Below are 23,756 nucleotides of genomic sequence, written 5' to 3' on the forward strand. Positions count from 1 at the left end.
GGTAGGAAAATCCGCCATGCAATGGGAAGACGTGATGTGGAGCGAAGATTAGTAGCGAAGCCCGTGAGCCATGCGTCAAGAAAAGCCGCTATCGTTCATATTGTACCCGTACCGTAAACCGACACAGGTGGATGAGGAGAGAATCCTAAGGCCGGCGGAAGAAGTATTGCCAAGGAACTCGGCAAAATGGCCCCGTAACTTAGGGAGAAGGGGTGCCTGCGAGAGCAGGCCGCAGAGAATAGGCTCAAGCAACTGTTTAGCAAAAACACAGGTCTATGCGAAACCGAAAGGTGAGGTATATGGGCTGACGCCTGCCCGGTGCTGGAAGGTTAAGAGGAGAGGTTAGCGGTAACGCGAAGCTTTGAATTTAAGCCCCAGTAAACGGCGGCCGTAACTATAACGGTCCTAAGGTAGCGAAATTCCTTGTCGGGTAAGTTCCGACCCGCACGAAAGGCGTAATGATTTGAGCGCTGTCTCGGCAATACATCCGGTGAAATTGAAGTGCCAGTGAAGATGCTGGCTACCCGCGCCAGGACGGAAAGACCCCATGGAGCTTTACTCCAGTTTGGCACTGGGGTCCGGTGTTGCATGTACAGGATAGGTGGGAGGCTGAGAAACGGTAACGTCAGTTGCCGCGGAGCCGCTGTTGGGATACCACCCTTGTGATATTGGGCTTCTAACCAGCCGCCGTGATCCGGCGGTGGGACAATGCCAGGCGGGGAGTTTGACTGGGGCGGTCGCCTCCGAAAGGGTATCGGAGGCGCCCAAAGGTTCCCTCAGAATGGACGGAAACCATTCGAAGAGTGCAAAGGCAGAAGGGAGCTTGACTGCGACACCGACGGGTGGAGCAGGTACGAAAGTAGGGCTTAGTGATCCGGTGGTATTAAGTGGGAATGCCATCGCTCAACGGATAAAAGCTACCCTGGGGATAACAGGCTTATCACTCCCAAGAGTTCACATCGACGGAGTGGTTTGGCACCTCGATGTCGGCTCATCGCATCCTGGGGCTGTAGTAGGTCCCAAGGGTTGGGCTGTTCGCCCATTAAAGCGGTACGCGAGCTGGGTTCAGAACGTCGTGAGACAGTTCGGTCCCTATCCGGCGTGGGCGTAGGATATCTGAGAGGAGCTGTCCTTAGTACGAGAGGACCGGGATGGACGGACCGCTGGTGGACCGGTTGGCTTGCCAAAGCCATGGCCGGGTAGCCAAGTCCGGAAGGGATAAACGCTGAAGGCATCTAAGCGTGAAGCCCCCCTCAAGATGAGATATCCCATTCTTATGAAGTAAACCCCCTTGAAGACGACGAGGTAGATAGGGCAGAGGTGGAAGTGTGGTAACACATGGAGCTGACTGTTACTAATCGGGTGAGGGCTTGACCAAGAAACGCAGGTTAAGAATTGATTCAAGAGTTTGATTAACGATCAACAAGCATGTATGTAGTTTTTAAGGTACAAACCTTAAATTTAAATATTTTAGTAATCCTCCTTAGCTCAGTCGGTAGAGCATGCGGCTGTTAACCGCAGTGTCGTTGGTTCGAGTCCAACAGGGGGAGTTTTTTTATTTCCTGTAAACTTTATGTTTGCAGGATTTTTTTGTATAATAAAGAATAGAAGATAATGCAGATAAAATCAGAAGGAGGGGTTTTAATGAAGGTTTTGAATTTTGGATCGCTGAATTTGGATTATGTATATCAGGTAAATAGTATTTTGATACCGGGCGAGACACAGGCATCGACTGACCGTAAGATTTTTTGTGGTGGGAAGGGATTGAATCAGTCTATTGCTCTGGCGAAGGCAGGAGTGCCGGTTTATCATGCAGGATTGATCGGAGATGGTGGAGAAATTCTGCTGGAAACTTGCCGTGATAATCATGTAAATACCGAATTTATCCATCAGATTTCAGGTCCGTGTGGACATACAGTGATACAGGTAGATCAGAATGGTCAGAACTGTATTTTGCTCTATGGTGGCGCAAACCAGAGCATTACGAAAGAATTTGTAGATGAAGTCCTTTCACATTTCGATAAGGGAGATATGCTGCTTTTGCAGAATGAGATCAGCGAACTGGACTACATCATAGAAAAAGCCAGCGAGAAAGAAATGCAGATCATTCTCAATCCATCTCCTTATAACAATAAATTGGATAAATGCGATCTAAATAAGATTTCCCTGTTTCTTGTGAATGAAATCGAAGGTGAGCAGATCACAGGAGAGAAAGAACCAGATGAGATTCTGAAGAAATTCAGTCAGATGTATCCAGATGCTTCTGTAGTACTGACACTTGGAGGAGACGGAGCTGTATATCAGGATAAAAAAGGTATATACAGACAGGGGATTTTTCCGGTAAAGGCTGTTGATACTACGGCAGCCGGAGATACTTTTACCGGCTATTTCCTCGCGTCTGTTCTGGAAAAAATGAGCCCGGAAGAAGGTCTCAGAATGGCCGCAAAAGCATCTTCAATCGCTGTTTCCAGGCTAGGAGCAGCAGCATCTGTGCCAATGCGGAATGAGGTTATGGAGGCACTGGAGAGGGAATAAGAATTATGGCAGTATAAATATTGGACGTGTCATAATTATAAAATGTAATAGGACCATGTTGAAAATACAGATGAAAAATAATACAGCGCAGCGAACGGTGAATCTTCGCTACGCTGTATACTACTATAATAAGGGAAAATAGTCTCCCGATAAAACTATCTGATAAAATTAGTCTTGATCTTTTCTTCAGTTTCCGGAGCATTGATACCGGCGTTCTTTCCGGCTTCAATACATTTCAGAAGCCATGTCATGTTGTTGCCAAGTGTACGCATGATCTGAAGACCTTCTTCATCTTTATGGACTTCATCCGGGGTATTACCATGAACCATTGTCCAGTAATTTCCGGAGACTACCGGCATCTGATGATATGTAAAATATTTAGTCAGAACGTCCAGAGTTGCAGTTGTGCCGGCGCGTCTTGCAGAAGCAACAGCTGCGGCTGGCTTGTGGACCATATATTTTCCTGCCATAGAAGCAAATTTATCCATAAATTCCATGATCTGTCCGGATGGGGAAGCCCAGTAAACAGGAGAGCCGACAACAAGAGCATCAGCCTCTTTCATTTTTTCAGCTGCGGCTGTGACATTTTCGCGGGAAGGATCTCCAGCCTGGAAGATCTCAGCTTCAATACCATTCTTTTTTAAAGTGTTGGCAACTTCTGTGAGTGCTGTATAGGTGCAGCCTTCTTTGCGCGGACTGCCGTTCAGTAATAAAACCTTCATTATAATGATCATCCTTTCAAAATTCTTTTAACATCATTATATACGTACAAAAAATAAAGTCAATCTCTTGAAGGACGCTCATAGATGATGAAAAAACGAGAATTACAATGTGAAACGTGTTGTGGATCACGGAGTGAACAGTAAAACTTCCGCATTTTATAAGGGCTTGAGGCCAGTTTTGCAGGTTTGTAAAAAAAATTGAAATTTTTCAAAAAAAAGCTTGCAATTATAAAAAAGGTATGGTATTATTTAACTCGTCGCTGAGGGAAATACAAAACAGCGAAACATAAAAAAGAAATATGGCTCCATGGTCAAGCGGTTAAGACACCGCCCTTTCACGGCGGTAACAGGGGTTCAAATCCCCTTGGAGTCACTTAAAACTAAACTGGATATTCATTGACTCGATTCAACATTTGGTGTTTAATACGCCGATGTGGCTCAATTGGCAGAGCAGCTGATTTGTAATCAGCAGGTTATCGGTTCGAGTCCGATCATCGGCTTTTTGGACCTTTAGCTCAGTTGGTTAGAGCAACCGGCTCATAACCGGTCGGTCCTGGGTTCGAGTCCCCGAAGGTCCATTTTAAAAGTTTTATATTTTGTATGGCCCAGTGGCTCAGTTGGTTAGAGCGCCGCCCTGTCACGGCGGAGGTCGAGAGTTCGAGTCTCTTCTGGGTCGTTCATATTTGGGGTCTTAGCTCAGCTGGGAGAGCATCTGCCTTACAAGCAGAGGGTCATAGGTTCGAGCCCTATAGGCCCCATTTTTGAACAAATTAATTGAATATGCGGGTATGGTGGAATAGGCAGACACAAGAGACTTAAAATCTCTCGGGGGCAACTCCGTGCCGGTTCAAGTCCGGCTACCCGCAGTATCAGTGAGATTCCTTTTTCAGGGATCTTTTTTTGTGTCATAAAATATATTGATGAAAACGGGAAAATATTCCTAGCTTATTGGTAGGGATATTGACAAGGCTATTTTCCCATGATAGAATCCTGACAGTTGTAAAACAAATCGGACAGATATAAAAAATATATCCGTTGTCAGTATAAATATACATGGAAAGAATATGAGGAGAGGTCAGAAAATGCTGAATCAGTTTTCAAGAACAGAATTATTAATCGGAAAAGAAGGAATGGAAAAGCTGAAAAATTCCAGAGTCGCAGTATTCGGAATTGGCGGTGTTGGCGGATATACGGTGGAAGCACTGGTCAGAAGTGGCGTAGGTACCCTGGATCTCATTGATGATGATAAAGTATGCCTCACCAATATCAATCGCCAGATTTACGCAACAAGAAAGACCGTAGGGAAATATAAAGTTGACGTGGCCAGAGAACGTATTCTTGAAATTAATCCGGATGCAGTTGTAAATATCCACAAAACATTTTATGTGCCGGAGACAGCAGATTCCTTTGATTTTTCCCAGTATGATTATGTAGTCGATGCAATCGACACTGTAACCGGAAAGCTGATGCTCGTAGAGCAGGCAAAGGCTTCAGGAACACCGATCATCAGCTCTATGGGGGCCGGAAATAAGATGGATCCAACAGGTTTTATAGTGACAGATATTTATAAAACGTCCGTCTGCCCCCTTGCAAAGGTCATGCGCCGTGAACTGAAAAAAAGAGGAATCAAAAAACTGAAGGTGGTTTACTCACAGGAGAAGCCAATGACTCCAATTGATGATATGGCGATCAGCTGCAAGTCTCATTGCATCTGTCCTCCGGGAACAGAAAGAAAATGTACTCAGAGACGTCAGGTACCGGGAAGTAATGCCTTTGTGCCTTCCGTAGTGGGACTGATCATTGCCGGTGAGGTTGTAAAGGATCTTATTAAATAAAAATTGGATCATTCTGTGTTACTGAGAACGGAATGAACAGTAATCATTCTGTAAGAACAGATATTGCATGTATACTTATATTGTGCAATATCTGTTTTTTTGTGATAAAATATTTTTTACAGATAGTTTTGTAAATAAAAGAGAAGGACAGATAAAGTATGGGGATCGTTGAAAAATTTATAAAAGAAGGACAGCTGACAAAGGAAGAATATCCGGAACTTCTGCACTTATACCAGGATCCGGATGCGGTTCGTCTGCTTCGGGAAGAGGCTGTCCGTATACAGAAAAAATATTTTGGAAATAAAATATATACAAGAGGTCTGATAGAATTTACCAATTACTGCAGAAATGACTGCTATTACTGCGGGATCCGCCGTTCTAATAGGAATGCCAGCCGTTACCGCCTTACAAAGGAAGAAATCTTGCAGTGCTGCGAGAATGGCTATGAGCTGGGATTTCGGACATTTGTGCTCCAGGGAGGGGAAGACCCATGGTTTAATGATGACCGGATGGTTGACATTATCCGGTCCATCAAACAGGGATATCCGGACTGTGCGATCACGCTGTCCATTGGGGAGAAATCAAAAGAAAGCTATCAGAGATTTAAAGATGCTGGAGCAGACCGCTATTTACTCCGTCATGAGACGGCCAGTGAGGAACATTATCGTTATCTTCATCCGGAGAGTTTAAGTCTTGCAAACCGTAAACAGTGTCTTTATACCCTGAAGGAACTGGGATATCAGATAGGTGCCGGATTTATGGTAGGTGCGCCGGGACAGACGCTGGAGTATCTGGCGGAAGACCTTGTTTTTCTTAAAGACCTGAATCCGCATATGGTGGGGATCGGACCATTTGTCCCGCACCATGATACGAAATTTGCAGAGGAACCGGCAGGAAGTGTGGATCTGACACTGTTTCTGCTGTCTGTCATCCGGATCCTGCTTCCACAGGTACTTCTTCCGGCAACCACAGCACTGGGGACCCTGGACCCCAGAGGCAGGGAAAAGGGTTTTCAGGCGGGTGCAAATGTGGTAATGCCCAATCTTTCTCCGGTGAAGAACCGTAAACAGTATGAGCTTTATGATAACAAGATCTGTACAGGCGAGGAAGCAGCAGAGTGCAGAGGGTGCCTTACCAGACGTGTGGAGTCTGTAGGCTATGAAATCGTTACAGACCGTGGAGATTCCCCGATGACAGATTGACACGGGGTACAAAATACTTTCTTTTTTCAGCGATTTAAGGTAAAATATCAGTAAGATCAGATTGCTAAAAAATTAACAGCTGGTCAGAAATAAGCGGAATTTTCCTGCAAAGCGGAATGCAGGAAAAATGATGGAGTGCGTAAAATATGGAAAAATCAGAAAATGCTGTGCGGAGCAGACTTCTGGAAGCGGGGAAGGAAGAATTCAGAGACAGGGGATTTCTGAAGGCTTCTCTTCGTGCGATCTGCAAAAAAGCAGAGGTGACTACGGGAGCGCTATATTTCTTTTTTGAAAGTAAAGCAGCTCTTTTTGAAGAAATCGTGGAAGAGACGGTAGAGGATCTGAAGCGGATCATGGGAGACTTTACGAATCAGGAAAAACAACTGCATCCGGAAGAATATGACAGGATACTTATGGAATTTATCTGGGAAAACAGGGACATCGCAAAAATCCTCATAGATGGAGCTGAAGGTACCAGATATGAGAATTTCCGTGAGGATGCCTGTACGAAAATGGAGCAGATCCTTAATGAACGTTTTCAAAAGGAATGTGGACAAGAAGTTGATCACGAGCTGGTACATATCCTGGTACAGATGAAATTTCAGGGATATTGTGAACTGCTCCGGGGAAACTGCTCCAGGGAAAAACTCCTGGAAATTTCCAGAATTCTGCAGATATGTTCCAGCCAGTGCCTTCTGGCAATTGAGGCAGAACTAAACAGAAAGCATTAAAAACCATTGCTCATTCTCCTAAAGTATGTTATGATTAACTTGGTTAGTTTTAACAAACCGAGGGAGGTGTAAATAACGTGAGATCAAATGAATCATCTGAAGATTATTTGGAAACGATCCTGATCCTTGGAAACAGGAGTTCTCTTGTAAGAGCTGTGGATATCGCGGCAGAGATGGGCTTTAAGAAACCGAGTGTCAGTGTTGCCATGAAGAATCTTCGCCAGAAAAATCTCATCACAGTAGCCGACAACGGAGATATCCGTCTGACAGAGGACGGACATAAGATTGCCGATAAGGTATATGAACGTCATCAGCTGATCTCTTCCTGGCTGATGATACTGGGAGTCCAGGAAAAAACAGCGATTCATGATGCCTGCAGGATCGAGCACATAATCAGTGAGGAGAGCTTTCAGGCATTGAAAAAGGCAGTTTATGAGCTGAGGGAGCAGCAGGCTGTGCTCCATGGAGAAACCGCGGATCAGGTTTGATCCCTGCAGCAGAAGCTATCAGGAATTGACAACTGAAAAAATAAGAATATAATGGAAATCCAGGTTATGAAATGGAGGATACCAAAAGATGAAATTACTTTTTATACGACATGGAGACCCGGATTACACAATAGATTCCCTGACCGAAAAGGGCTGGAAGGAAGCGGAATTTCTTTCTGAAAAGATCGCAGCTCTTGATGTCAGGGATTTTTATGTTTCTCCGCTTGGAAGAGCAAAGGATACCGCATCCTGCACACTGAAGAAAAACGGAAGAACAGCTACAGAATGCAAGTGGCTGAGAGAATTCGACGTAAAGATCAGAAGACCGGATCTTCATGGGGAAAAGATCATTCCCTGGGACTGGCTTCCCCAGGACTGGACGAAGATCGAAAATTTCTACAGCTTTGACCGTTGGTGGGATAATGACATCCTGCGAGAGGGAAAAATGAAAGAAGAGTATGACTGGGTCACACAGAATTTTGATAAAGTTCTGGCAGAGCATGGCTATGTGCGGGAAGGACATTATTACAGAGCAGAAAAAGCCAATGAAGATACGCTTGTGTTTTTCTGCCATTTCGGTGTAAGCTGTGTACTCATCAGCTATCTTCTCAGTATCTCTCCGCTGGTGATGCTGCAGAATTTCTGTGCGGCGCCGTCATCAGTGAGCACCATTGTTACAGAGGAGAGGCGAAAAGGGATCGCGTCCTTCCGTATGAGCTCTTTTGGAGACATTTCTCATTTGTATGCGCATCAGGAGCCGCCGGCTTTTGCTGCCAGATTCTGTGAGACATATGATAACAAAGAGCAGAGACACGACTAAAAAGCGAAAGAAACGGCTGTAATATTTCGTGTTTTTCCGGAAGACCATGGTAAATAATGATCAGCAGGATTATTTTGGAAAATGATTAGACTTCGTTAATAAATTTTATAAATTTATTAGAAATTGTACAAATTTCTCTCACATTTATCCTGTATGATATAAACATCTTAAGAGAACAGAAGCTCTTAAGAAAAACTCTTTCCTTTCCCTAAAATATGTATGAAGATAAACCACCGTTCCATTGGCAAGACAGAGCCGACAGGACGGTGGTTTTGCATTGCAGGAAAAAACTGCCGAATGACAGAGGAGATAAAGATTTCCAATGTTTATCGGCAGTATTTTTTTGTTGTCTGAGATTTATTGGATATACAGCTTCAGGCACAGCTACGGCCTGCGATAGCGGTTAAAGCAGGAATATATTTCCTGGATCCTGGGCATGGCATAACCGCATGGAATATAAGAGCCTTCCGAGAAGAAGGACAATCCCTGCCTTTTCAGCTGAGTATCCAGATAAGTGATGATCTCCGGCAGAGTACGTTTTCCGTCAATGAGATGTTCGCAGGCATATTTCAGAAGCAACGCCAGGGATGCAGTTTGCTCGGAGTCGATCAGCTGCTCCACATAGCGGAGATCCACTTCGGTTTTTCCAAGAGAAAAGCCATCTTTGCCGTGAACCTTGGTTTTCAGTCTTTCCGGCTGTCCGGGACGGCTGTGGCGGGATGGAGCCACTTTGGCCCTGGTCATGATGCGATGGCTTTCCGGAAGGCGGAATGCAGGGGCCTCAATGTCTGAGAGAGGATATTCCTGACAGAGCTTTTTGGTGACTGCTGTGATGTCCACCGGATGATAATTATCCATCTGGATCACAGTATCCGCAATATGGAAAAAAGCTCCGGAGCTTCCGGCAACCAGGATAGTGGAGATCCCTGCCTTTTCATAGAGATCCCGGGCACGTTCCAGAAATGGAGTGATGGGCTCCTTTTCCCGGCAGATCACTCGCTGCATGAAGGAATCACGGACCATAAAGTTGGTGGCAGAGGTATCCTCGTCAAGGAGAAAGACTTTACTTCCTGCCTCCATACTTTCCACGATACCGGCAGCCTGTGAAGTGCTGCCGCTGGCATCCTCTGTAGAAAAGCAGAGGGTGTCTTTTTTATTTGGAAGATCGTTGATAAAAAGAGAAATGTCCACATCTTTGATAAAACGGCCGTCCTCAGAGCGAAGCTTCTGGGCAGAAGGATCGGTAATGACATATTCCCGGCCATCGCCGGAAATGTGATCGTAAATTCCCAGCTCCAGTGCGTTAAGTAAGGTGGATTTGCCATGGTAGCCGCCACCTACGATCAAGGTGATGCCGCAGGGAATGCCCATGCCTGTTATGGTTCCTCTGTGGGGCAGCTCCATGGAAACCCTCAGGCTTTCCGGAGAAACAAAAGGAACAGAGTTTTTCATCGGGCGTGAAGAGATGCCGCTTTCCCTGGGGAGGATAGCGCCGTCACTGACAAAGGCAACCAGAGAACGTTTTTTCAGCTCCTGACGGATAAATGCCTGATCTTCGGCAAGGCAGATGGATTTTCTCAGCGCTTCCGGGTCAAGATTCCGGTAAAAAAATGCCTTGTGAACACAGACCGGAAGAAAATCGAAGAGGATTTTTTCCAGTTCGGGAGAGTTGATGGTTCTGCCATTGGCCGGGAAACCGATGAAAAAACGGGCAGTGATGCCTTTTTCCGTTATTTCACAGGCGGTACGTGCAAGAACCTCCTGACCACAGTGGCTTACTGAGATCAGGCCGCTTTTTCCGGAGCCTTTTGCACGGAAGGTATAACGGTTTACCTGCTGTTCAAACTGGCGGTTCAGAAAGTCTCCCAGTGTGATGCGGGTCAGGGAATCCTTATAATATTCTGCCGGAAATCCGGTGTCTCGGTGGGAAAGCTTCACACTGATGTGAGAGGGAGAGGCAAAAGGATCCCCCTGCACGTGGTCAATGGACAAAATATAACGGTCAAACTGGTATGCACCCCGCAGAGACTTGTATGCAGGATAGCTTTTGCGGTTGATGCTGTGAAGAAGCTCTTTTAGCTGAGCAGATGCTTGCATGTTGTTTCCTCCTTTGCCCTGTTGGAGCATACAGGTAAAGTCTACGGTGAAACAGAAAGCTTTCCGTGTGTGAGATACCTGAAAATTTTGGATACAGGGCCAATTCTTAAGAACTACTATAACGAATCATAAAGATTTTGTAAAGAATGGGAATTGCGGTGGAAATTCGTAAATGTTTGACCTATAATAGTAGACAGATTGCAGATAATATGATGAGAAACGGCAGCTGCCGGAAGCTATAAAGAAAGGTGGACCACTAAAATGGAAAGAAGAAATGCGTGGCTTTCTTATAAGGAAGCAGAAGAGACAGAAATGGAGAAGCTTGCGAAGGCTTACAGAGAATTTTTGGATAAAGGAAAAACGGAACGGGAATGTGTTGCAGAAATCGTGAAGGAAGCAGAGGCTGCCGGATATGAATCTCTTGAGTCGAAGCTTGAAAAAGGCGAGAAGATCAATGCCGGTGACAAGGTTTATGCGGTAGGGATGAAGAAGATCGTTGCTCTGTTTCATGTAGGAACGGAAGAGCTTTCCGGAGGTATGAGCATTCTCTGTGCACATATCGATTCTCCGCGACTGGATATCAAGCAGAATCCTCTGTACGAGGATACGGATCTGGCTTATCTGGATACCCATTATTATGGTGGTGTAAAGAAATACCAGTGGGTGACACTGCCTCTTGCCATGCATGGTGTTGTTGCAAAGAAGGACGGAAGCATTGTGGAGATCAGCATTGGTGAGGATGTGGAAGATCCGGTACTTTACATCACAGATCTTCTGATCCATCTTTCCGGAAAACAGCTCCAGAAAAAGGCAGCAGAGGTTATTGAGGGTGAGATGCTGGATATCCTGATCGGCAGCAGACCTCTTGCAGAGCTTCCGGATGATTCCAAAAAGGATGCGGTAAAACAGAATGTGCTGAAGATTTTAAATGAGAAGTATGGTATTGAGGAAGAGGACTTTCTTTCAGCAGAGCTGGAGATCGTTCCGGCAGGAAAGGCAAGAGACTGTGGACTTGACCGCAGCATGATCGCAGCATATGGACAGGATGACCGTGTATGCGCTTACACATCCCTTGCGGCAATGCTGGAGATGGAGGAGACACCGAAGCGTACCGGCTGCTGTCTCCTTGTAGATAAGGAAGAGATCGGAAGCGTTGGTGCCACAGGCATGCAGTCCAGATTTTTTGAGAACAGTGTGGCAGAGCTTCTGGACGGAATGGGCTGCTATTCCGAGCTTGCATTAAGAAGAGCTCTCCGTAATTCCAGCATGCTTTCTTCCGATGTAAGTGCCGGCTATGATCCGGCCTATGGTGAGGCTTTTGAGAAAAAGAATGCAGCATATCTTGGACGCGGTATTGTTCTTAACAAGTTCACCGGGGCAAGAGGAAAATCCGGTTCTAACGATGCCAATGCAGAGTACGTTGCAAGAGTTCGCAGGATTTTTGATGATCACAATGTTGCTTTCCAGACAGCAGAGCTTGGAAAGGTTGATTTTGGCGGAGGCGGAACCATCGCTTATATTGCGGCACTTTACGGAATGGAGGTTATCGACAGTGGCGTGGCAGTGCTGAGTATGCATGCTCCGTGGGAGGTTACCAGCAAGGCGGATGTATATGAGGCATACAAGGCATATAAGGCATTTTTACTTGATGCATAAACAGATGTATAAATGTGTGTCAGTTCTGAAGACATTCAGGTAATCTTTTCGTTACAGATCAATGAGCGGGGTTTTCCCGGAAATGACAGAGCAGTCTGCCTGCTGCTGTTTTGGCTTGGAGCGTTCCGACGAGAAACAGCAGTATCCCCTGCAGACTTCGCTCTGTATTTTTAACCTGATCAGGGAAGCTCTCTGTTTCAATGGCGAAAAGCAATAAGCAATAAGCAGAGGAGGGGCTTGCCTGGGACTGATTTACTTTACAAGGAGTAATTTTATTATGGAAGATGCATTGGTACGGGTAGTAGATCTGTGCAAGGTTTACAATCCCGGAGAAAATGAGGTGCGGGCGCTGGATCATGTGGACCTGGAGATCCATAAGGGTGAATTTGTGGCTATTATCGGACAGTCCGGTTCCGGAAAATCCACCTTTATGAACATGCTGGGCTGTCTGGATGTCCCCACCTCCGGGAAATATTATCTGAATGGAACAGATGTATCCACAATGAAGGATAATGATCTCTCGGTGGTACGAAATAAGGAGATTGGTTTTATCTTTCAGGGCTTTAATCTGATCGCAAATCTTACGGCGCTGGAAAACGTGGAGCTTCCTCTGATCTATCGTGGGATCGACCGGAAAACAAGAAGAAAGCTTGCTGTGGAATCTCTTAAAAAAGTCGGACTTGAGAAACGTATGGACCATAAGCCAAACGAAATGTCAGGGGGACAGCAGCAGCGTGTGGCTATTGCCAGAGCTATCGCAGCCAGGCCGCCGGTGATCCTGGCAGATGAACCAACGGGAAATCTGGACTCTGCATCCAGCAGGGAAATTATGGAAATCCTGAAGGGAATGCACAGATCAGGAGAAACCTTGATCCTGATCACTCATGATAATGGGATCGCGGCTCAGGCCAGACGTGTGGTCCGGATCATGGATGGAAAAATTGAATCAGATACGATCAATGAGGAATTTGTCGAGGAGGCTTAAGAATGAAAAAAGGGAAAAAGATTGTGATCGGTGTGGCAGCAGTGGCTGTTGTGGCAGGCGGTATTTATGTGGCATCAGGTGCAGGCCGCGGGGGATCACAGATTCCGCAGGTTGCTGTTACCAAAGCGGAGACAGGAGATGTGGAGGAGATCGTAGATGCAACCGGAACCGTTGTCAGTGATGAGCAGAAGACCTTTTATTCTCCGGTGAACGCACAGATCAAAAGCGTATCCTTCGCAGAAGGCGATACGGTTTCAAAGGGAACGAAGCTGATAGAGTTTGAAGTGAAGGATCTGGAGAGGGATAATCAGAAAGCAGAGCTGAATGTACAGTCCGGACAGTATGATTACAAAAATTCCATCAATAAATCCAATGAGGCCCAGCAGAAGCAGGACAGCGCAAAAGCAAAGGTTTCCAGTCTGGAACAGCAGGTAAGGAAGCAGCAGAATTATCTGGCTTCCCTGAGATCACAGCTGGCGTCTGTACAGGCTCAGGCTGCGGCAGATGCGCAGGCACAGGCCCAGGCGGAGACCCAGGCAAAGGCAGAGGCCCAGGCTACCAGGGATGCAGAGACTCAGAGAGCGTATTCAGAAGCGCTGACTACATATCAGAATGAGACACTTCCGCAGTACCAGCAGGAGCTGGGACAGCTGAATTCCGATTATGTAACGGCACAGAATGTTTATAATCAGGCAGATACCAGTTATCAGATGGCTTTTGCACAGTGGCAGGCAGACCAGAGCGATGAGAATGCCCAGGCGCTGGATGAAGCGGAAGCAGCAAGAAGTCAGGCAGAGATCGCCTGCCAGGAAGCAAAGGAAGCTTATGAGGATAAGAAGGCCAGCCAGCCAAAAATGCCGGAGTATTCCGATTACAGCAGTAGTGCAGCCGGTGATTTTGTTACCGATGGAGCTTCAGAGGAAACACAGGATCTGACAGATCATGCATCTGCGGATGCTTCTTCTGCAGGAAGTACAGTGGATACTTCTGCCATTGAGAATGCGATCGAACAGGCAACCTCTGATCTGGCGGATCTGCAGTCAGATCTTGCTTCCCAGAAATCCATTGCAGAGGCGGATTCTGCCAGCCTTACAGAAGAAGAGAAAGAAAAAATGCGTGTCAGCAACAATCTTACTGAGCTGGATGCAAAATCTGCGAAAGAGCTGGTAGAAGAAGGAAAGAAAGGCATTTCGGCGGATTTTAACGGCGTCATTTCCAAATCAGCAGTCCAGCAGGGCGCAGCGGCAACACAGGGAATGGAGCTTTTTACCCTGCAGAATACAGATAAGGTCAGCGTTGATATCAATGTGTCCAAGTATGACTACGATAAGGTAAAGGAAGGCCAGAATGCGGACATTACCATCGGCGACAGGAAATATACCGGCAAGGTGACTAAGATCAGTCACATTGCGACAACCAACGAAAAGGGCTCCACACTGATCTCTGCCACAGTGAGCATCGACAAGCCGGACAAGGATATTTTTCTGGGAGTAGATGCGAAGGTAAAGATCTATGCAGAAAAGGCAGAGGATGTGGTAACGCTTCCGGCAGGCGTGGTAAATATCGGCAAGGATGGTTCCTTCTGTTATGTGCTGAAGGATGGTGTGATCACGAAGCAGGATATCACAACAGGAATTAGTTCCGAGGATTCTGTTGAGATCACAGATGGCATTAAAGCTGGAGATAAGGTCATCGAGGATCTGGGCTCCCTGGAAGAGGGAATGAAGGCAGAGGCAGCAGCGGCAGACAGTGACAGTGCAGCAGAGACAGGGGAGACTGCCGATGAGTAATATTTATGAATATATCAAAATGGCAATCCATAATATCATGGCTAATAAGGGAAGATCCTTTCTCACCATGTTAGGGATCATTATCGGTATTGCATCAGTGATCGCCATTGTGTCCATCGGTGAGGGTACGAAGAATCAGATGAACAGTGAGATCAATGATATCGGAGGCGGCCAGATCGCTGTTTACTGCAGTGATGATGCCATAGCAGACCAGGTCTGGATCGAGTCGGAGGATATTGATGCAGTCCGGGAGCTGGATGGCGTGGAAGGTGTTAATGTTTCGGAGTCCTATACAGGCGAGACCGTAACCGGAAAGGGTGATTTTAATCTTACAGTGACCGGGGAGGCCCAGGATGCCAAGCTGGTGGATAATGCTTCTGTGAAGTACGGAAGCTATTTCGGGCAGAAGGAGGTCGAAGAGGGAAAAAACGTCTGCGTGATCTCCGATGCCGATGCGAAGAGGCTTTTCGGAACGGATGATGTAGTGGGAATGACACTGGACATCACCTGCTATGATCTGACCAAGACATTTCGCATCTGCGGAGTCACCACACAGAAGGAGAACGGAACCTTTGTCAGCTATACTTACGATGGAATGCCGGTGACCATAAATGTGCCTTATACGGCCATGGACGACTTTACCGGAAGCAGCGGAGAATTTTATCAGATCATAGTTCAGGCGGATAAGAGTCTGGATTCCCAGGCGGTCGCAGACAAGATCATAAATCTTCTTGAGAGACGTCACCAGTGTGCCGGAGATGAATATTTCCAGGTACAGAGCTTCCAGGATGTCATGAAATCCATGAATCAGATGCTTGGCATGGTAACTGCGTTTATCTCTTTTGTTGCGGGCATTTCCCTTCTGGTAGGTGGTATCGGTGTTATGAACATCATGCTGGTGTCCGTCACAGAGCGTACCAGGGAGATCGGTATCCGGAAATCCCTTGGAGCAAAAACCTCGTCCATTATGTTACAGTTTCTTGCGGAGGCAGCGATCCTGACGATCATAGGCGGGCTGATCGGTATTGTGCTGGGGATTGCAGGCGGCTATGTGATCTGTGCGGTGATCAGCAGCAGTATGGGAATGACCATCACACCTGGGATCAGTGCGGGAACCATCCTGGCGGCTACGCTGTTCTCCTGTGCAGTAGGTGTGTTTTTCGGAATCTATCCGGCGAAAAAGGCAGCGAAACTGAGCCCGATCGAGGCACTTAGACGGAATTAGAAAACTGTTGCTTTTGCATCAAAAATAGCAATAAAAAATATTTTTAAAAAAAATCAAAAAAAGTTTCAAAAAACCCTTGACATTTTATAGGTCTTAGAGTATCATACATATTGTTGCAGCGGTGATACGAAATATCACAAAGGAAAAGCAACAAAGATGTGCGTTTAGCTCAGCTGGATAGAGCGTTTGGCTACGGACCAAAAGGTCGGGGGTTCGAATCCTCTAACGCACGTATAAAGCCTCTGGAATTGTTCCGGAGGCTTTTGTTTTGTGTTTCGGAAACAGGCGAAAAATTGTATTGACACTGGTAGTGGGCCAGAGTAGAATAAAAAAACAGAAAAGAAAAATTTTTGTAAAGCTGTTTGTCTGATACAAGCAGCTTTTTTCACAGGAAAAAGTAAACAACAATGAAAGTACAAAACACCTGAAATAGAGGTGAACCTATCAGGAGGAAAAAACAATGCCAGGATATCTGATCAAAGATACAACAAAAGAAGAACGTAAACAGATCGTGGAGGAATCTCTTGGAAATATTTCCGCGAACTGTGATGGCTGTATGGCGAGACTTGCGGATATGTATCAGGATTATATTGACGGAAAGAAAGAGATCCGTGAGATCAATATGGAGTTCAATGCCAGGTATGTCCATGGAGATATGGATAAAGAGGAAAAACGAAGCTGCCCGATGTAGCGAACGGAGATTAACAGAAGCATGGATCAAAATGAAGTAAAATATGATAAGCTGCTGAAGATCAAAACCACCGGTCGTGACGATTCCAGATCGGATCAGTACTGTTATCCATACGAGCCAACGCCGTACGGGGTGCTGGAACGGCTGGCTTATTGTGGATATCTGGGGAAAAAGAATCATCTGATCGACTATGGATGTGGAAAAGGCAGAGTGGATTTTTTTCTGGCGTGGCAGGTCAGATGCCGGACTACAGGCGTGGAGTACGATGAACGTATGACAAAAGCCGCAGAAGAAAACAGGCAGCGGGCTGTTTCCGGGACAAAAACATCATTTATACTGGAGAATGCGGCCCTTTTTCAGGTGCCGGAGGCCGCAGACAGATTTTATTTTTTCAATCCCTTTTCTGTGGAAATACTGAGAAGCGTCATCGGACGCATCCGGGAATCCTGGTATGAAAAAACAAGAGAAATGCTACTGTTTTTCTATTATCCATCTGACGAATATATTTCATATCTGATGACCGTAGAGGAACTGGAATTCCTGGACGAGATCGACTGTCAGGATCTTTTCGACGGGAAAAATCAGAGAGAGAGGATATTGGTATTTCAGATGGGAGAGGAGTAAAAACAACATGATAAAACTGATCGCAACAGACGTAGACGGAACTCTTGTAAAAGACGGGACCATGACTATCAATCCGGAATATATGACAGTGATCCGGAAGCTGACTGAGCTGGGAATCACCTTTGTGGTGTGTTCCGGGCGGCAGTATGACAGTGAGAGGAAGCTGTTTGAGCCGGTGAAGGATCTGGTGTATTTTGTGTCAGATGGCGGTACGGTGATCCGGAAGAATGATAAGATCCTGAAGGTACATACACTTCCGGATGAGGTTTGGAAACGCATGCATCATATGGTGAAAGAAAAAATGCCGGAATGTGACTGCTTTATTGCCACACCGGAATGCTGCTATGCGGAGAATGAGAATGGAAGGATGTTCCGGTGGCTGCGGGATTCCTATGGCTATGATATGAGAAAAGTGGATGATCTTTCTTCTCTTCAGGGAAAACAGGTGCTGAAATTCTCTGTCTATCACCCGGAACGGTGCGAGGAGCTTTGTGCACCGTATTTTACACCGGCATGGAGGGATAAGGTAACACTGGCGGCTGCCGGAAAAGAATGGATGGACAGTACTCCGCCGGAGGGCGAAAAAAGTACAGCTGTCGAATTTATCCAGCAACAGTTAGGAATTTCTCCGGAGGAAACCTGTACATTCGGAGATAACCTCAACGATATTGCCATGCTCCAGAAAGCGGGAATGAGCTATGCAGTAGCCAATGCCAGAGCGGAAGTGCAGACAGCAGCCATGGAAGTGTGTCCCTCTTATAGTGAAGATGGAGTCCTACAGATCCTGAAAGGGATTGTTTCTGAAAGCGGAAAATAATAAAGATACATAAAATATGTGCTTTCGGTAAAGAAAAGTCACCGGCCAGGGGTTGACTTTTAAAAACAATTCTGTTAAATTGAAAAAAATTGAAAATTTTAATTCCATGAGGGAGTAGTTCGCACGTAAGTGTGATTTGTCAACAGACCCGGTTTTTTCTGAAAAACCTGGCAAATCTTAAAGAATGAGACTCATGTATGCTTTGTTATATTTTATTGCAGCAGGGCATACATGGGTCTTTTTTATGTAACAAAAGAATGCCGGAAAGAATTTTTTCAGCAGGGCGGGCGACAATGAATCTCCGGGTTATGGGAAATAAAAAAAGAAAGTGAGAAGAAAAATGGAAAATCTGGTAAACAGTTCACCGCTGATCCTTGTGTTAGTTTTTCTTGTGATCGGCTTTGTGTTCCTGATGAAGGGTGCGGATTTCTTTGTAGAAGGAAGCTCCAGTATTGCAAAAAGGCTGAAGGTGCCGCCGATCATCATCGGTCTTACTATTGTGGCAATGGGAACATCTCTTCCGGAAACCGCAGTCAGCGTTACAGCGTCACTGGTCAATAACAATGAGCTTGCGGTCAGCAATGTGGTAGGTTCCAATATTTTTAATCTGATGGTAGTTGTTGGAGTCTGTTCCATCCTGACGCCGATCCTGGTACAGAAGGAAACCATCCGGAGGGATATTCCGTTTTCCATGATCTGTGCGCTCCTTCTTCTGGGGCTTGGGATCCTGGCAGCAGGAGATACGATCGGAATGAGACTTGGTCATCTGGATGGAATGATCCTGCTGGGATTTTTTGCAGGCTATATTGTGGTAATGATCCAAAGTGCCATGAAGGCCAGGGCAGCAGGAAAAAATGTGGACATGGAAGGAATGGAAGAGCTGGAAGAAGAAATCGGCATCCTTTCCTGGCCGAAGAGCATCCTTTTTATTGTGGGAGGCGCACTTGCCATTGCCTTTGGCGGAGATCTTACTGTGGATGCTGCCAGCCGCATTGCCATTGATCTTGGAATGAGCCAGACACTGGTGGGACTGACCATTGTTTCTATCGGAACTTCCCTTCCGGAGCTGGTGACTTCCGTGGTTGCAGCCAGAAAGAACGAAGTGGATATGGCTGTGGGAAATGCGGTAGGCTCCAATATTTTTAATATTCTGATGGTTCTCGGAGTTGCATCTGCCATCAATCCGGTGGCACTGATCCGGGAAAATATTATTGATATTGTCATACTTATCGTGTTCTCGCTGATCGTGTGGATCTATGCGGCCACAAAGCAGAGGATCAGCCGGAAAGAGGGAATTTCCATGGTGTGTATGTACCTAGTCTATGCAGGGTATATTATCTGGAGATAGCTGTTGTGGGCATGCAGCTGGTCCGACGTGGATAATAGTATCGGATAGGGTTTATACCAATGCAAAATTTATAAGAAAAGCTCCAACTGTATCAATATCGGGATACAGTTGGAGCTTTTCTGCAATTATGCTCATTTGCACTCAGAAGAGAAAGCTTTTTTTGAGGATTCTTCTGAAGCGTTCTTCTGATGCGGGGTCATATCATCGCTGTCCGTCATCAGATATTTCCGGATGGCAAAAAGAATGGCGATACCGATGATCCCGATCAGTGTCTGTACAGGATCGAGATGTTCCACGACCATCTGCCTTGCTGTTGCAAAAAGCAGGACCTCCACAACAGTCTGGGCGGAATGGCGACAGAGCATTTTTACAAACTCCACACCGACTACAAGAGACAGTGCCTGTGACAGGAAACTGGTAAAAAAGCTGGTGTCCATATCCATGATGGAGGTACCGGCAGTTGTAAGGATCAGACGCAGTCCGGACAGTGCGATCACGATAATGATCACGATGGATAATGCGATCTCTGTGTAACGGGCTGTGTTGTAGATCAGTTCGTTAAAATGCTTGCGGATATTGTGGTTAACGGCGGTTCTGTCTTTCATGGGAAGTTATCCTTTCTTTTTCGCAGAAGCGGGATGATCGATAAAGCGGGTTGCAAAATAGCCGAATACGCAGGTGATGACCACCATACATGGCAAAAACAGCCAGAAGCGCTGCTGGCTCATGGTGTTGAACCATGGCGCATTGGCCTGCAGGATCATGATGATGGGCATATGCCACAGATAGATCCCGTACTGGTTCCGGGCTACGAAGTACAGCGGATGCAGAAACCTGAAATCCATTTCCGGCAGGAGGGGGAATCCCACAAGTAGTATACTGAACAGGCCTGCAAGGATGGAATGTGCCGGATAACCGGAGGGAGCGGTGCCATAAAGCCCGTGACTGTGATAATAAAAGATCCATACCAGGATCAGTGCGGTGCTTGCAATAGAAACCGGAAGTCCAAGCTTCAGCCGGTAATCCTGCATACGATCTCCGGTCTGTTTCCAGAAAGCGGCAGCAGCCATTCCCAGCACGAAATTATCCAGCGCAGAGAATACCTGACGCTCGTATACAAAATATACAGAGTTATCCGAAATCCCGGAATTGTGGAGATAGCGGACAACGGCGAACCGGCAGATAACAGTGAAAACAATGGACACAATGGCAGAGACGAGCCAGTTTTTCCGGACTGCCTTATAAAGGAACGGGGCGATCAGATAAAACTGAAAGATCACGCCCATCGTCCACAGCGCACCATTGATGGAACCATGAGTCACCGGGGAAAAGTTCTCCGTGAACGTATAGTACGCAAGGATGTGACGAAGTCCCTCATTGCTGAACATCTGCGTGGACATAAAGATCAGAAGGACCGTGATACATACATAATACTGGGGCATAATGCGGATGCAGCGCTTTTTCATAAAAGCCCGCCAGCCGGGGAGACAGCCTCGCGCCTCCGAAGAAGAAAGGGAAAGATAAATCCCATATCCGCTTAACAGGAAAAACAGTGTAACTCCTACTTCACCTCCAAGAGTCAGAAGTGTGTGGATGGCTGTATGCGACTGCCATGGCTGCCCGGACAGAACGTAGCAGTGATACAGCATAATGTAGAGGATCGCCCCCGCACGGAGCAGATCGATATTTTTGATACGCTTCATAAATAAATCCTTTCCTGAAAAAAATAAGTCTGCCCCATGACTGAAACGGGCAGACAGAGATAGGTTTAGTATAGCATGAACGTGGGAGATTGGAAAGCTGTCGGAGGGAACCGTAACGAAAAATTTATTATTGCAGAATGATGTCATTGCACTGATTGACGACGCCGGAGAGACTGTAGTAGAATACAAGTATAGCAGCTGGGGAAAAATCTGTCAGAGATAAACTGGATCACTGCCGCTTCCGCAGGACTTGGAACCGCTATGGGATTTTTGGGAATTGGTGGTTCGACAACAGGTGCAGTTGTAAGTGGTGTTACTTCGTTTGTAAGTGATTATTATGAAAATAGAGATTTTACAAGTGCGGTTATAAATGGTGCGGTAAGTGCGGGAATATCATTATTTTGGAGTGCTGTAGATAATATAGGACCAAAGCAAAATCAAAAAGGATATTTGAAATATATGAGAAAAGATTACCATGACGCAAATCGAAGAATTTCAAATATGAACCTTTCATTCGCAGAGGCATTACCGCTACGAAGGGCAGTTAATGAAGAAAAAAATGAAAAAATGAGGCAATTAACAGTAACGCGAATAAATGCTTATTCTAGAGATTATTGGAGTAATAGGAAGGTTAATTCTAATATTGCAATACGAAAGTATGGGAGAGTTATTGGCGGGGGATGTGAGTATACTCCGGGAAAAGGAACGCGGTATATGAAGTGTTATAAGTATTTAGGAAAGTTATATTGGGTTTATGTATAAGTTTTGTATGTAAAAATATATGGGAAATGTATTTGACGACTAGGGGGGGGGATCATAATAAACCGAAAAAGAAAAAATAATATACCTGAAAAAATTTTGTTATTTTGTATTTTATTTTTGTCATATCGTTGGATTTTTGAAGATGATAGATTCACATTTGCAGTAGCCGGTTTGGGATATATGGCATTGACTGGATGGGTATTCAGATTTGGCGGAAGAGCGGATCAGGATATTTCTTCGGAAAGTGTAGATGAAAATCCTCTATATGTTTATGGGATGATGAGAAAAAATCGAAAATGGTTTTCCGGAATCAGAGGTTGTTTTCTGTTTCAAATGTTGCTTTTGACAGATGTTTTTTTTGCAGCAGTATATTCCTGTTGGAAATGTTGGACGAATAGCAGTGGGAATGATGCGATTGAAAAAGCGTTATTATCACTGCATATTTTAATGATAGTGGGGTATGTTGAATTTCTGAAGCATAGTGTTAGGATTCATGCAAGAAGCTACATGTATATAGAGAATAAAAAAGGAATCTGGATGCCATTCAGTTTTATCTGTTACAAATACGAGAAGTTAATAGATATCAAAATAACTTTTCCAGAAGAGGTCGAAGAGCGAAACGTTGTATTTGAAAAGGAGCTTTTACATAACCAGTACCAAAAAAAGTCAGAATATGAACTGGACGAAAAAGGAAAAGTAAGTTTTTTCAAGAAAAATAGAAATAATCAGGTGAATATCTGGGCGCTTATAGATATTACAGATATGGATAGAAATGATGTTTTGTTGTTAAATGATAAATTTGCAGAGTTCTGGATCAATGAGATGAGCAGAGAAGAAAAAAAGAATGATATTCGTTTTACATTTGTAATCCAGGTAGATGAAATAAATGATTACCTGCAGGAAACTTTTTATGAAAGCGGGGGAATCTTTATGGATAAGCACAGAAGCCGGCTGCCTGTATTATATGTACGCAAACACGATATCCTGAAAGTAAAATGGGCTGATAATAATTCAAGATATACGAATATCAATAAGGAAATGAGAAAAGAGTTAAAGAAAATATATGATGATTCGGAGATAGAATCCATTAATAGCTGAAGAAAGGAATCATATGGCGAATCTGATATTGAGCATTTTCGAAAGAGTTATAACAATATTAATGTTTATTGCATTGGCGGTTGCTCTCGTATGCAAGAAAAAATCTAAAAAGGTACCGCTTTTTATAATCAGACCAATTTTTTTGGTTGGCTTGTTATTTATCATGTTTCAGGCAGTATTTGTGCAGCGAAATTTTACCTCGCTGGATAAAGCGATTCGGGCATATGATGTTAAGGCGAAGCCAATAGCAACCTTGCAGGATGAGAAATCTACATATGTTATCATGGATGAAGATGGATCTATTGAAGGAAGAATTTTTCCAAAAAATGGAAAGAAATGGAAATTGCCGGATTCAGCATTTTTCAGAAAAAGTATGAGCTATCCTTCAGAAGATGCCAATATTGATATGAGATCAATAGAAATACATGGAGTATGGTATATTGTAATACTCCCACATTATCTTATGGGGGAGAATTCTATAGATGAGGTTCACGATTCGGCTGGAACAGAATTTTTAAAAGCGGAATATGAGAATATAACGGTATATTATGGATATCTGAAAACGAAACCAGACGATTACTGGATTTCTGTAGATGGAGATAAAGTAGAGATCAATCTGTGAAGCGT

Annotated in this window: 21 protein-coding genes, 8 tRNA genes and 1 rRNA gene (1 of these 30 running past the window's edge); 26 read left to right on the forward strand and 4 right to left on the reverse strand. The window is 45.1% G+C overall.

Annotated features, from left to right (window positions below):
* From CCC17_RS08865 to CCC17_RS08875, 3 genes are all read left to right on the forward strand, one after another.
* Nucleotides 1-1,378: ribosomal RNA gene (locus tag CCC17_RS08865) — 23S ribosomal RNA — on the forward strand (it extends 1,509 nt beyond the left edge of the window).
* A gap of 99 nt (nucleotides 1,379-1,477) precedes the next feature.
* Nucleotides 1,478-1,550, forward strand: a tRNA-Asn gene (locus CCC17_RS08870).
* Between the two features lie 94 nt (nucleotides 1,551-1,644).
* On the forward strand, nucleotides 1,645-2,535 hold the full coding sequence (locus CCC17_RS08875) for a ribokinase (protein ID WP_118515112.1): 891 nt from the start codon (nucleotides 1,645-1,647) through the stop codon (nucleotides 2,533-2,535).
* Between the two features lie 155 nt (nucleotides 2,536-2,690).
* Here the strand turns inward: CCC17_RS08875 and CCC17_RS08880 are convergent, their stop codons facing one another.
* Nucleotides 2,691-3,257 carry a flavodoxin family protein gene (locus CCC17_RS08880; RefSeq protein WP_118515110.1) on the reverse strand — a complete coding sequence of 189 codons (567 nt, stop codon included), beginning with the start codon at nucleotides 3,255-3,257 and terminating at the stop codon, nucleotides 2,691-2,693.
* A 301-nt stretch (nucleotides 3,258-3,558) separates the two neighbouring features.
* Here CCC17_RS08880 and CCC17_RS08885 point away from each other — a divergent pair.
* The 11 genes from CCC17_RS08885 to CCC17_RS08935 all read left to right on the forward strand — a co-directional run bounded on the left by CCC17_RS08885 (nucleotide 3,559) and on the right by CCC17_RS08935 (nucleotide 8,333).
* Nucleotides 3,559-3,630, forward strand: a tRNA-Glu gene (locus CCC17_RS08885).
* Nucleotides 3,631-3,684: 54 nt separating this feature from the next.
* Nucleotides 3,685-3,757: transfer RNA gene (locus tag CCC17_RS08890), tRNA-Thr, on the forward strand.
* A 4-nt stretch (nucleotides 3,758-3,761) separates the two neighbouring features.
* Nucleotides 3,762-3,835: transfer RNA gene (locus CCC17_RS08895), tRNA-Ile, on the forward strand.
* 24 nt (nucleotides 3,836-3,859) lie between these two features.
* Nucleotides 3,860-3,933, forward strand: a tRNA-Asp gene (locus CCC17_RS08900).
* 9 nt (nucleotides 3,934-3,942) lie between these two features.
* Nucleotides 3,943-4,015, forward strand: a tRNA-Val gene (locus CCC17_RS08905).
* A 24-nt stretch (nucleotides 4,016-4,039) separates the two neighbouring features.
* Nucleotides 4,040-4,123: transfer RNA gene (locus tag CCC17_RS08910), tRNA-Leu, on the forward strand.
* Between the two features lie 216 nt (nucleotides 4,124-4,339).
* Nucleotides 4,340-5,092, forward strand: coding sequence for a tRNA threonylcarbamoyladenosine dehydratase (locus CCC17_RS08915; protein WP_059086183.1), 753 nt, complete (start codon nucleotides 4,340-4,342; stop codon nucleotides 5,090-5,092).
* Nucleotides 5,093-5,250: 158 nt separating this feature from the next.
* Nucleotides 5,251-6,294 (forward strand): [FeFe] hydrogenase H-cluster radical SAM maturase HydE, encoded by a 1,044-nt coding sequence (gene hydE / locus CCC17_RS08920; RefSeq protein ID WP_092071903.1) that lies wholly within the window; start codon nucleotides 5,251-5,253, stop codon nucleotides 6,292-6,294.
* Nucleotides 6,295-6,440: 146 nt separating this feature from the next.
* On the forward strand, nucleotides 6,441-7,025 hold the full coding sequence (locus CCC17_RS08925) for a TetR/AcrR family transcriptional regulator (protein ID WP_092071906.1): 585 nt from the start codon (nucleotides 6,441-6,443) through the stop codon (nucleotides 7,023-7,025).
* Between the two features lie 77 nt (nucleotides 7,026-7,102).
* Entirely contained in the window at nucleotides 7,103-7,513 is a 411-nt protein-coding gene (locus CCC17_RS08930; RefSeq protein ID WP_021650250.1) for a metal-dependent transcriptional regulator, read from the forward strand.
* 88 nt (nucleotides 7,514-7,601) lie between these two features.
* Nucleotides 7,602-8,333, forward strand: coding sequence for a histidine phosphatase family protein (locus CCC17_RS08935; protein WP_021650251.1), 732 nt, complete (start codon nucleotides 7,602-7,604; stop codon nucleotides 8,331-8,333).
* Between the two features lie 384 nt (nucleotides 8,334-8,717).
* Here CCC17_RS08935 and CCC17_RS08940 read toward each other — a convergent pair whose 3' ends face one another.
* Complete coding sequence (locus CCC17_RS08940; RefSeq protein WP_287082955.1) at nucleotides 8,718-10,430, reverse strand: ABC-ATPase domain-containing protein; 1,713 nt, start codon at nucleotides 10,428-10,430, stop codon at nucleotides 8,718-8,720.
* 261 nt (nucleotides 10,431-10,691) lie between these two features.
* Between CCC17_RS08940 and CCC17_RS08945 the strand changes: the two genes are divergently transcribed.
* From CCC17_RS08945 to CCC17_RS08985, 9 genes are all read left to right on the forward strand, one after another.
* The gene (locus CCC17_RS08945; protein WP_287082956.1) at nucleotides 10,692-12,086 is read left to right on the forward strand and encodes an aminopeptidase; all 1,395 of its coding nucleotides are present in this window, start codon (nucleotides 10,692-10,694) and stop codon (nucleotides 12,084-12,086) included.
* Between the two features lie 277 nt (nucleotides 12,087-12,363).
* Nucleotides 12,364-13,071 (forward strand): ABC transporter ATP-binding protein, encoded by a 708-nt coding sequence (locus tag CCC17_RS08950; RefSeq protein ID WP_118608647.1) that lies wholly within the window; start codon nucleotides 12,364-12,366, stop codon nucleotides 13,069-13,071.
* A gap of 2 nt (nucleotides 13,072-13,073) precedes the next feature.
* Complete coding sequence (locus CCC17_RS08955) at nucleotides 13,074-14,861, forward strand: efflux RND transporter periplasmic adaptor subunit (RefSeq protein ID WP_287082958.1); 1,788 nt, start codon at nucleotides 13,074-13,076, stop codon at nucleotides 14,859-14,861.
* A complete protein-coding gene (locus CCC17_RS08960; RefSeq protein ID WP_287082959.1) occupies nucleotides 14,854-16,086 on the forward strand; it encodes an ABC transporter permease in 1,233 nt (410 codons plus the stop codon). Before CCC17_RS08955 ends, CCC17_RS08960 begins: the two co-directional genes overlap by 8 nt.
* A 158-nt stretch (nucleotides 16,087-16,244) precedes the next feature.
* A tRNA-Arg gene (locus tag CCC17_RS08965) sits at nucleotides 16,245-16,318 on the forward strand.
* A gap of 228 nt (nucleotides 16,319-16,546) precedes the next feature.
* Nucleotides 16,547-16,777: a hypothetical protein gene (locus tag CCC17_RS08970; RefSeq protein WP_015527478.1), complete on the forward strand. Its 231-nt coding sequence runs from the start codon at nucleotides 16,547-16,549 to the stop codon at nucleotides 16,775-16,777.
* A gap of 21 nt (nucleotides 16,778-16,798) precedes the next feature.
* Nucleotides 16,799-17,401, forward strand: a complete 603-nt coding sequence (locus tag CCC17_RS08975) for a class I SAM-dependent methyltransferase (RefSeq protein ID WP_287082960.1) — start codon at nucleotides 16,799-16,801, stop codon at nucleotides 17,399-17,401.
* Between the two features lie 7 nt (nucleotides 17,402-17,408).
* Nucleotides 17,409-18,218 (forward strand): Cof-type HAD-IIB family hydrolase, encoded by an 810-nt coding sequence (locus CCC17_RS08980; protein ID WP_015527476.1) that lies wholly within the window; start codon nucleotides 17,409-17,411, stop codon nucleotides 18,216-18,218.
* A gap of 340 nt (nucleotides 18,219-18,558) precedes the next feature.
* A complete protein-coding gene (locus CCC17_RS08985; protein ID WP_015527474.1) occupies nucleotides 18,559-19,566 on the forward strand; it encodes a calcium/sodium antiporter in 1,008 nt (335 codons plus the stop codon).
* A 131-nt stretch (nucleotides 19,567-19,697) separates the two neighbouring features.
* Here the strand turns inward: CCC17_RS08985 and CCC17_RS08990 are convergent, their stop codons facing one another.
* Together CCC17_RS08990 and CCC17_RS08995 are read right to left on the reverse strand one after the other, a co-directional pair.
* Nucleotides 19,698-20,171 carry a hypothetical protein gene (locus CCC17_RS08990; protein WP_015527473.1) on the reverse strand — a complete coding sequence of 158 codons (474 nt, stop codon included), beginning with the start codon at nucleotides 20,169-20,171 and terminating at the stop codon, nucleotides 19,698-19,700.
* Between the two features lie 6 nt (nucleotides 20,172-20,177).
* Entirely contained in the window at nucleotides 20,178-21,269 is a 1,092-nt protein-coding gene (locus CCC17_RS08995) for an acyltransferase family protein (protein WP_015527472.1), read from the reverse strand.
* 261 nt (nucleotides 21,270-21,530) lie between these two features.
* Here CCC17_RS08995 and CCC17_RS09000 point away from each other — a divergent pair, with 261 nt between their 5' ends.
* The 3 genes from CCC17_RS09000 (at nucleotide 21,531) to CCC17_RS09010 (ending at nucleotide 23,751) form a co-directional block, all read left to right on the forward strand.
* Nucleotides 21,531-22,031 carry a hypothetical protein gene (locus CCC17_RS09000; protein ID WP_022427046.1) on the forward strand — a complete coding sequence of 167 codons (501 nt, stop codon included), beginning with the start codon at nucleotides 21,531-21,533 and terminating at the stop codon, nucleotides 22,029-22,031.
* Between the two features lie 171 nt (nucleotides 22,032-22,202).
* Nucleotides 22,203-23,129, forward strand: coding sequence for a hypothetical protein (locus CCC17_RS09005; RefSeq protein WP_287082962.1), 927 nt, complete (start codon nucleotides 22,203-22,205; stop codon nucleotides 23,127-23,129).
* 13 nt (nucleotides 23,130-23,142) lie between these two features.
* Nucleotides 23,143-23,751: a hypothetical protein gene (locus CCC17_RS09010; RefSeq protein WP_022427313.1), complete on the forward strand. Its 609-nt coding sequence runs from the start codon at nucleotides 23,143-23,145 to the stop codon at nucleotides 23,749-23,751.
* The last annotated feature ends 5 nt before the right edge of the window (nucleotides 23,752-23,756 follow it).

The sequence above is a fragment of the Blautia sp. LMAG:36 genome (assembly GCF_008680535.1).
In the GTDB taxonomy this organism is placed as follows: Bacteria; Bacillota; Clostridia; order Lachnospirales; family Lachnospiraceae; genus Blautia_A; species Blautia_A fusiformis.

Bases quoted from the DNA above. Each gene is read 5' to 3' on its own strand.
- CCC17_RS08945 (WP_287082956.1), top strand. From the start codon at position 10,692: ATGGAAAGAAGAAATGCGTGGCTTTCTTATAAGGAAGCAGAAGAGACA.
- CCC17_RS08955 (WP_287082958.1), top strand. From the start codon at position 13,074: ATGAAAAAAGGGAAAAAGATTGTGATCGGTGTGGCAGCAGTGGCTGTT.
- CCC17_RS08980 (WP_015527476.1), top strand. From the start codon at position 17,409: ATGATAAAACTGATCGCAACAGACGTAGACGGAACTCTTGTAAAAGAC.
- CCC17_RS08990 (WP_015527473.1), bottom strand. From the start codon at position 20,171: ATGAAAGACAGAACCGCCGTTAACCACAATATCCGCAAGCATTTTAAC.
- CCC17_RS08985 (WP_015527474.1), top strand. From the start codon at position 18,559: ATGGAAAATCTGGTAAACAGTTCACCGCTGATCCTTGTGTTAGTTTTT.
- CCC17_RS09000 (WP_022427046.1), top strand. From the start codon at position 21,531: ATGGGATTTTTGGGAATTGGTGGTTCGACAACAGGTGCAGTTGTAAGT.
- CCC17_RS08935 (WP_021650251.1), top strand. From the start codon at position 7,602: ATGAAATTACTTTTTATACGACATGGAGACCCGGATTACACAATAGAT.
- CCC17_RS08970 (WP_015527478.1), top strand. From the start codon at position 16,547: ATGCCAGGATATCTGATCAAAGATACAACAAAAGAAGAACGTAAACAG.
- CCC17_RS08875 (WP_118515112.1), top strand. From the start codon at position 1,645: ATGAAGGTTTTGAATTTTGGATCGCTGAATTTGGATTATGTATATCAG.
- CCC17_RS08975 (WP_287082960.1), top strand. From the start codon at position 16,799: ATGGATCAAAATGAAGTAAAATATGATAAGCTGCTGAAGATCAAAACC.
- CCC17_RS08950 (WP_118608647.1), top strand. From the start codon at position 12,364: ATGGAAGATGCATTGGTACGGGTAGTAGATCTGTGCAAGGTTTACAAT.
- CCC17_RS08880 (WP_118515110.1), bottom strand. From the start codon at position 3,257: ATGAAGGTTTTATTACTGAACGGCAGTCCGCGCAAAGAAGGCTGCACC.
- CCC17_RS08925 (WP_092071906.1), top strand. From the start codon at position 6,441: ATGGAAAAATCAGAAAATGCTGTGCGGAGCAGACTTCTGGAAGCGGGG.
- CCC17_RS08995 (WP_015527472.1), bottom strand. From the start codon at position 21,269: ATGAAGCGTATCAAAAATATCGATCTGCTCCGTGCGGGGGCGATCCTC.
- CCC17_RS08915 (WP_059086183.1), top strand. From the start codon at position 4,340: ATGCTGAATCAGTTTTCAAGAACAGAATTATTAATCGGAAAAGAAGGA.
- CCC17_RS09010 (WP_022427313.1), top strand. From the start codon at position 23,143: ATGGCGAATCTGATATTGAGCATTTTCGAAAGAGTTATAACAATATTA.
- CCC17_RS08960 (WP_287082959.1), top strand. From the start codon at position 14,854: ATGAGTAATATTTATGAATATATCAAAATGGCAATCCATAATATCATG.
- hydE (WP_092071903.1), top strand. From the start codon at position 5,251: ATGGGGATCGTTGAAAAATTTATAAAAGAAGGACAGCTGACAAAGGAA.
- CCC17_RS08940 (WP_287082955.1), bottom strand. From the start codon at position 10,430: ATGCAAGCATCTGCTCAGCTAAAAGAGCTTCTTCACAGCATCAACCGC.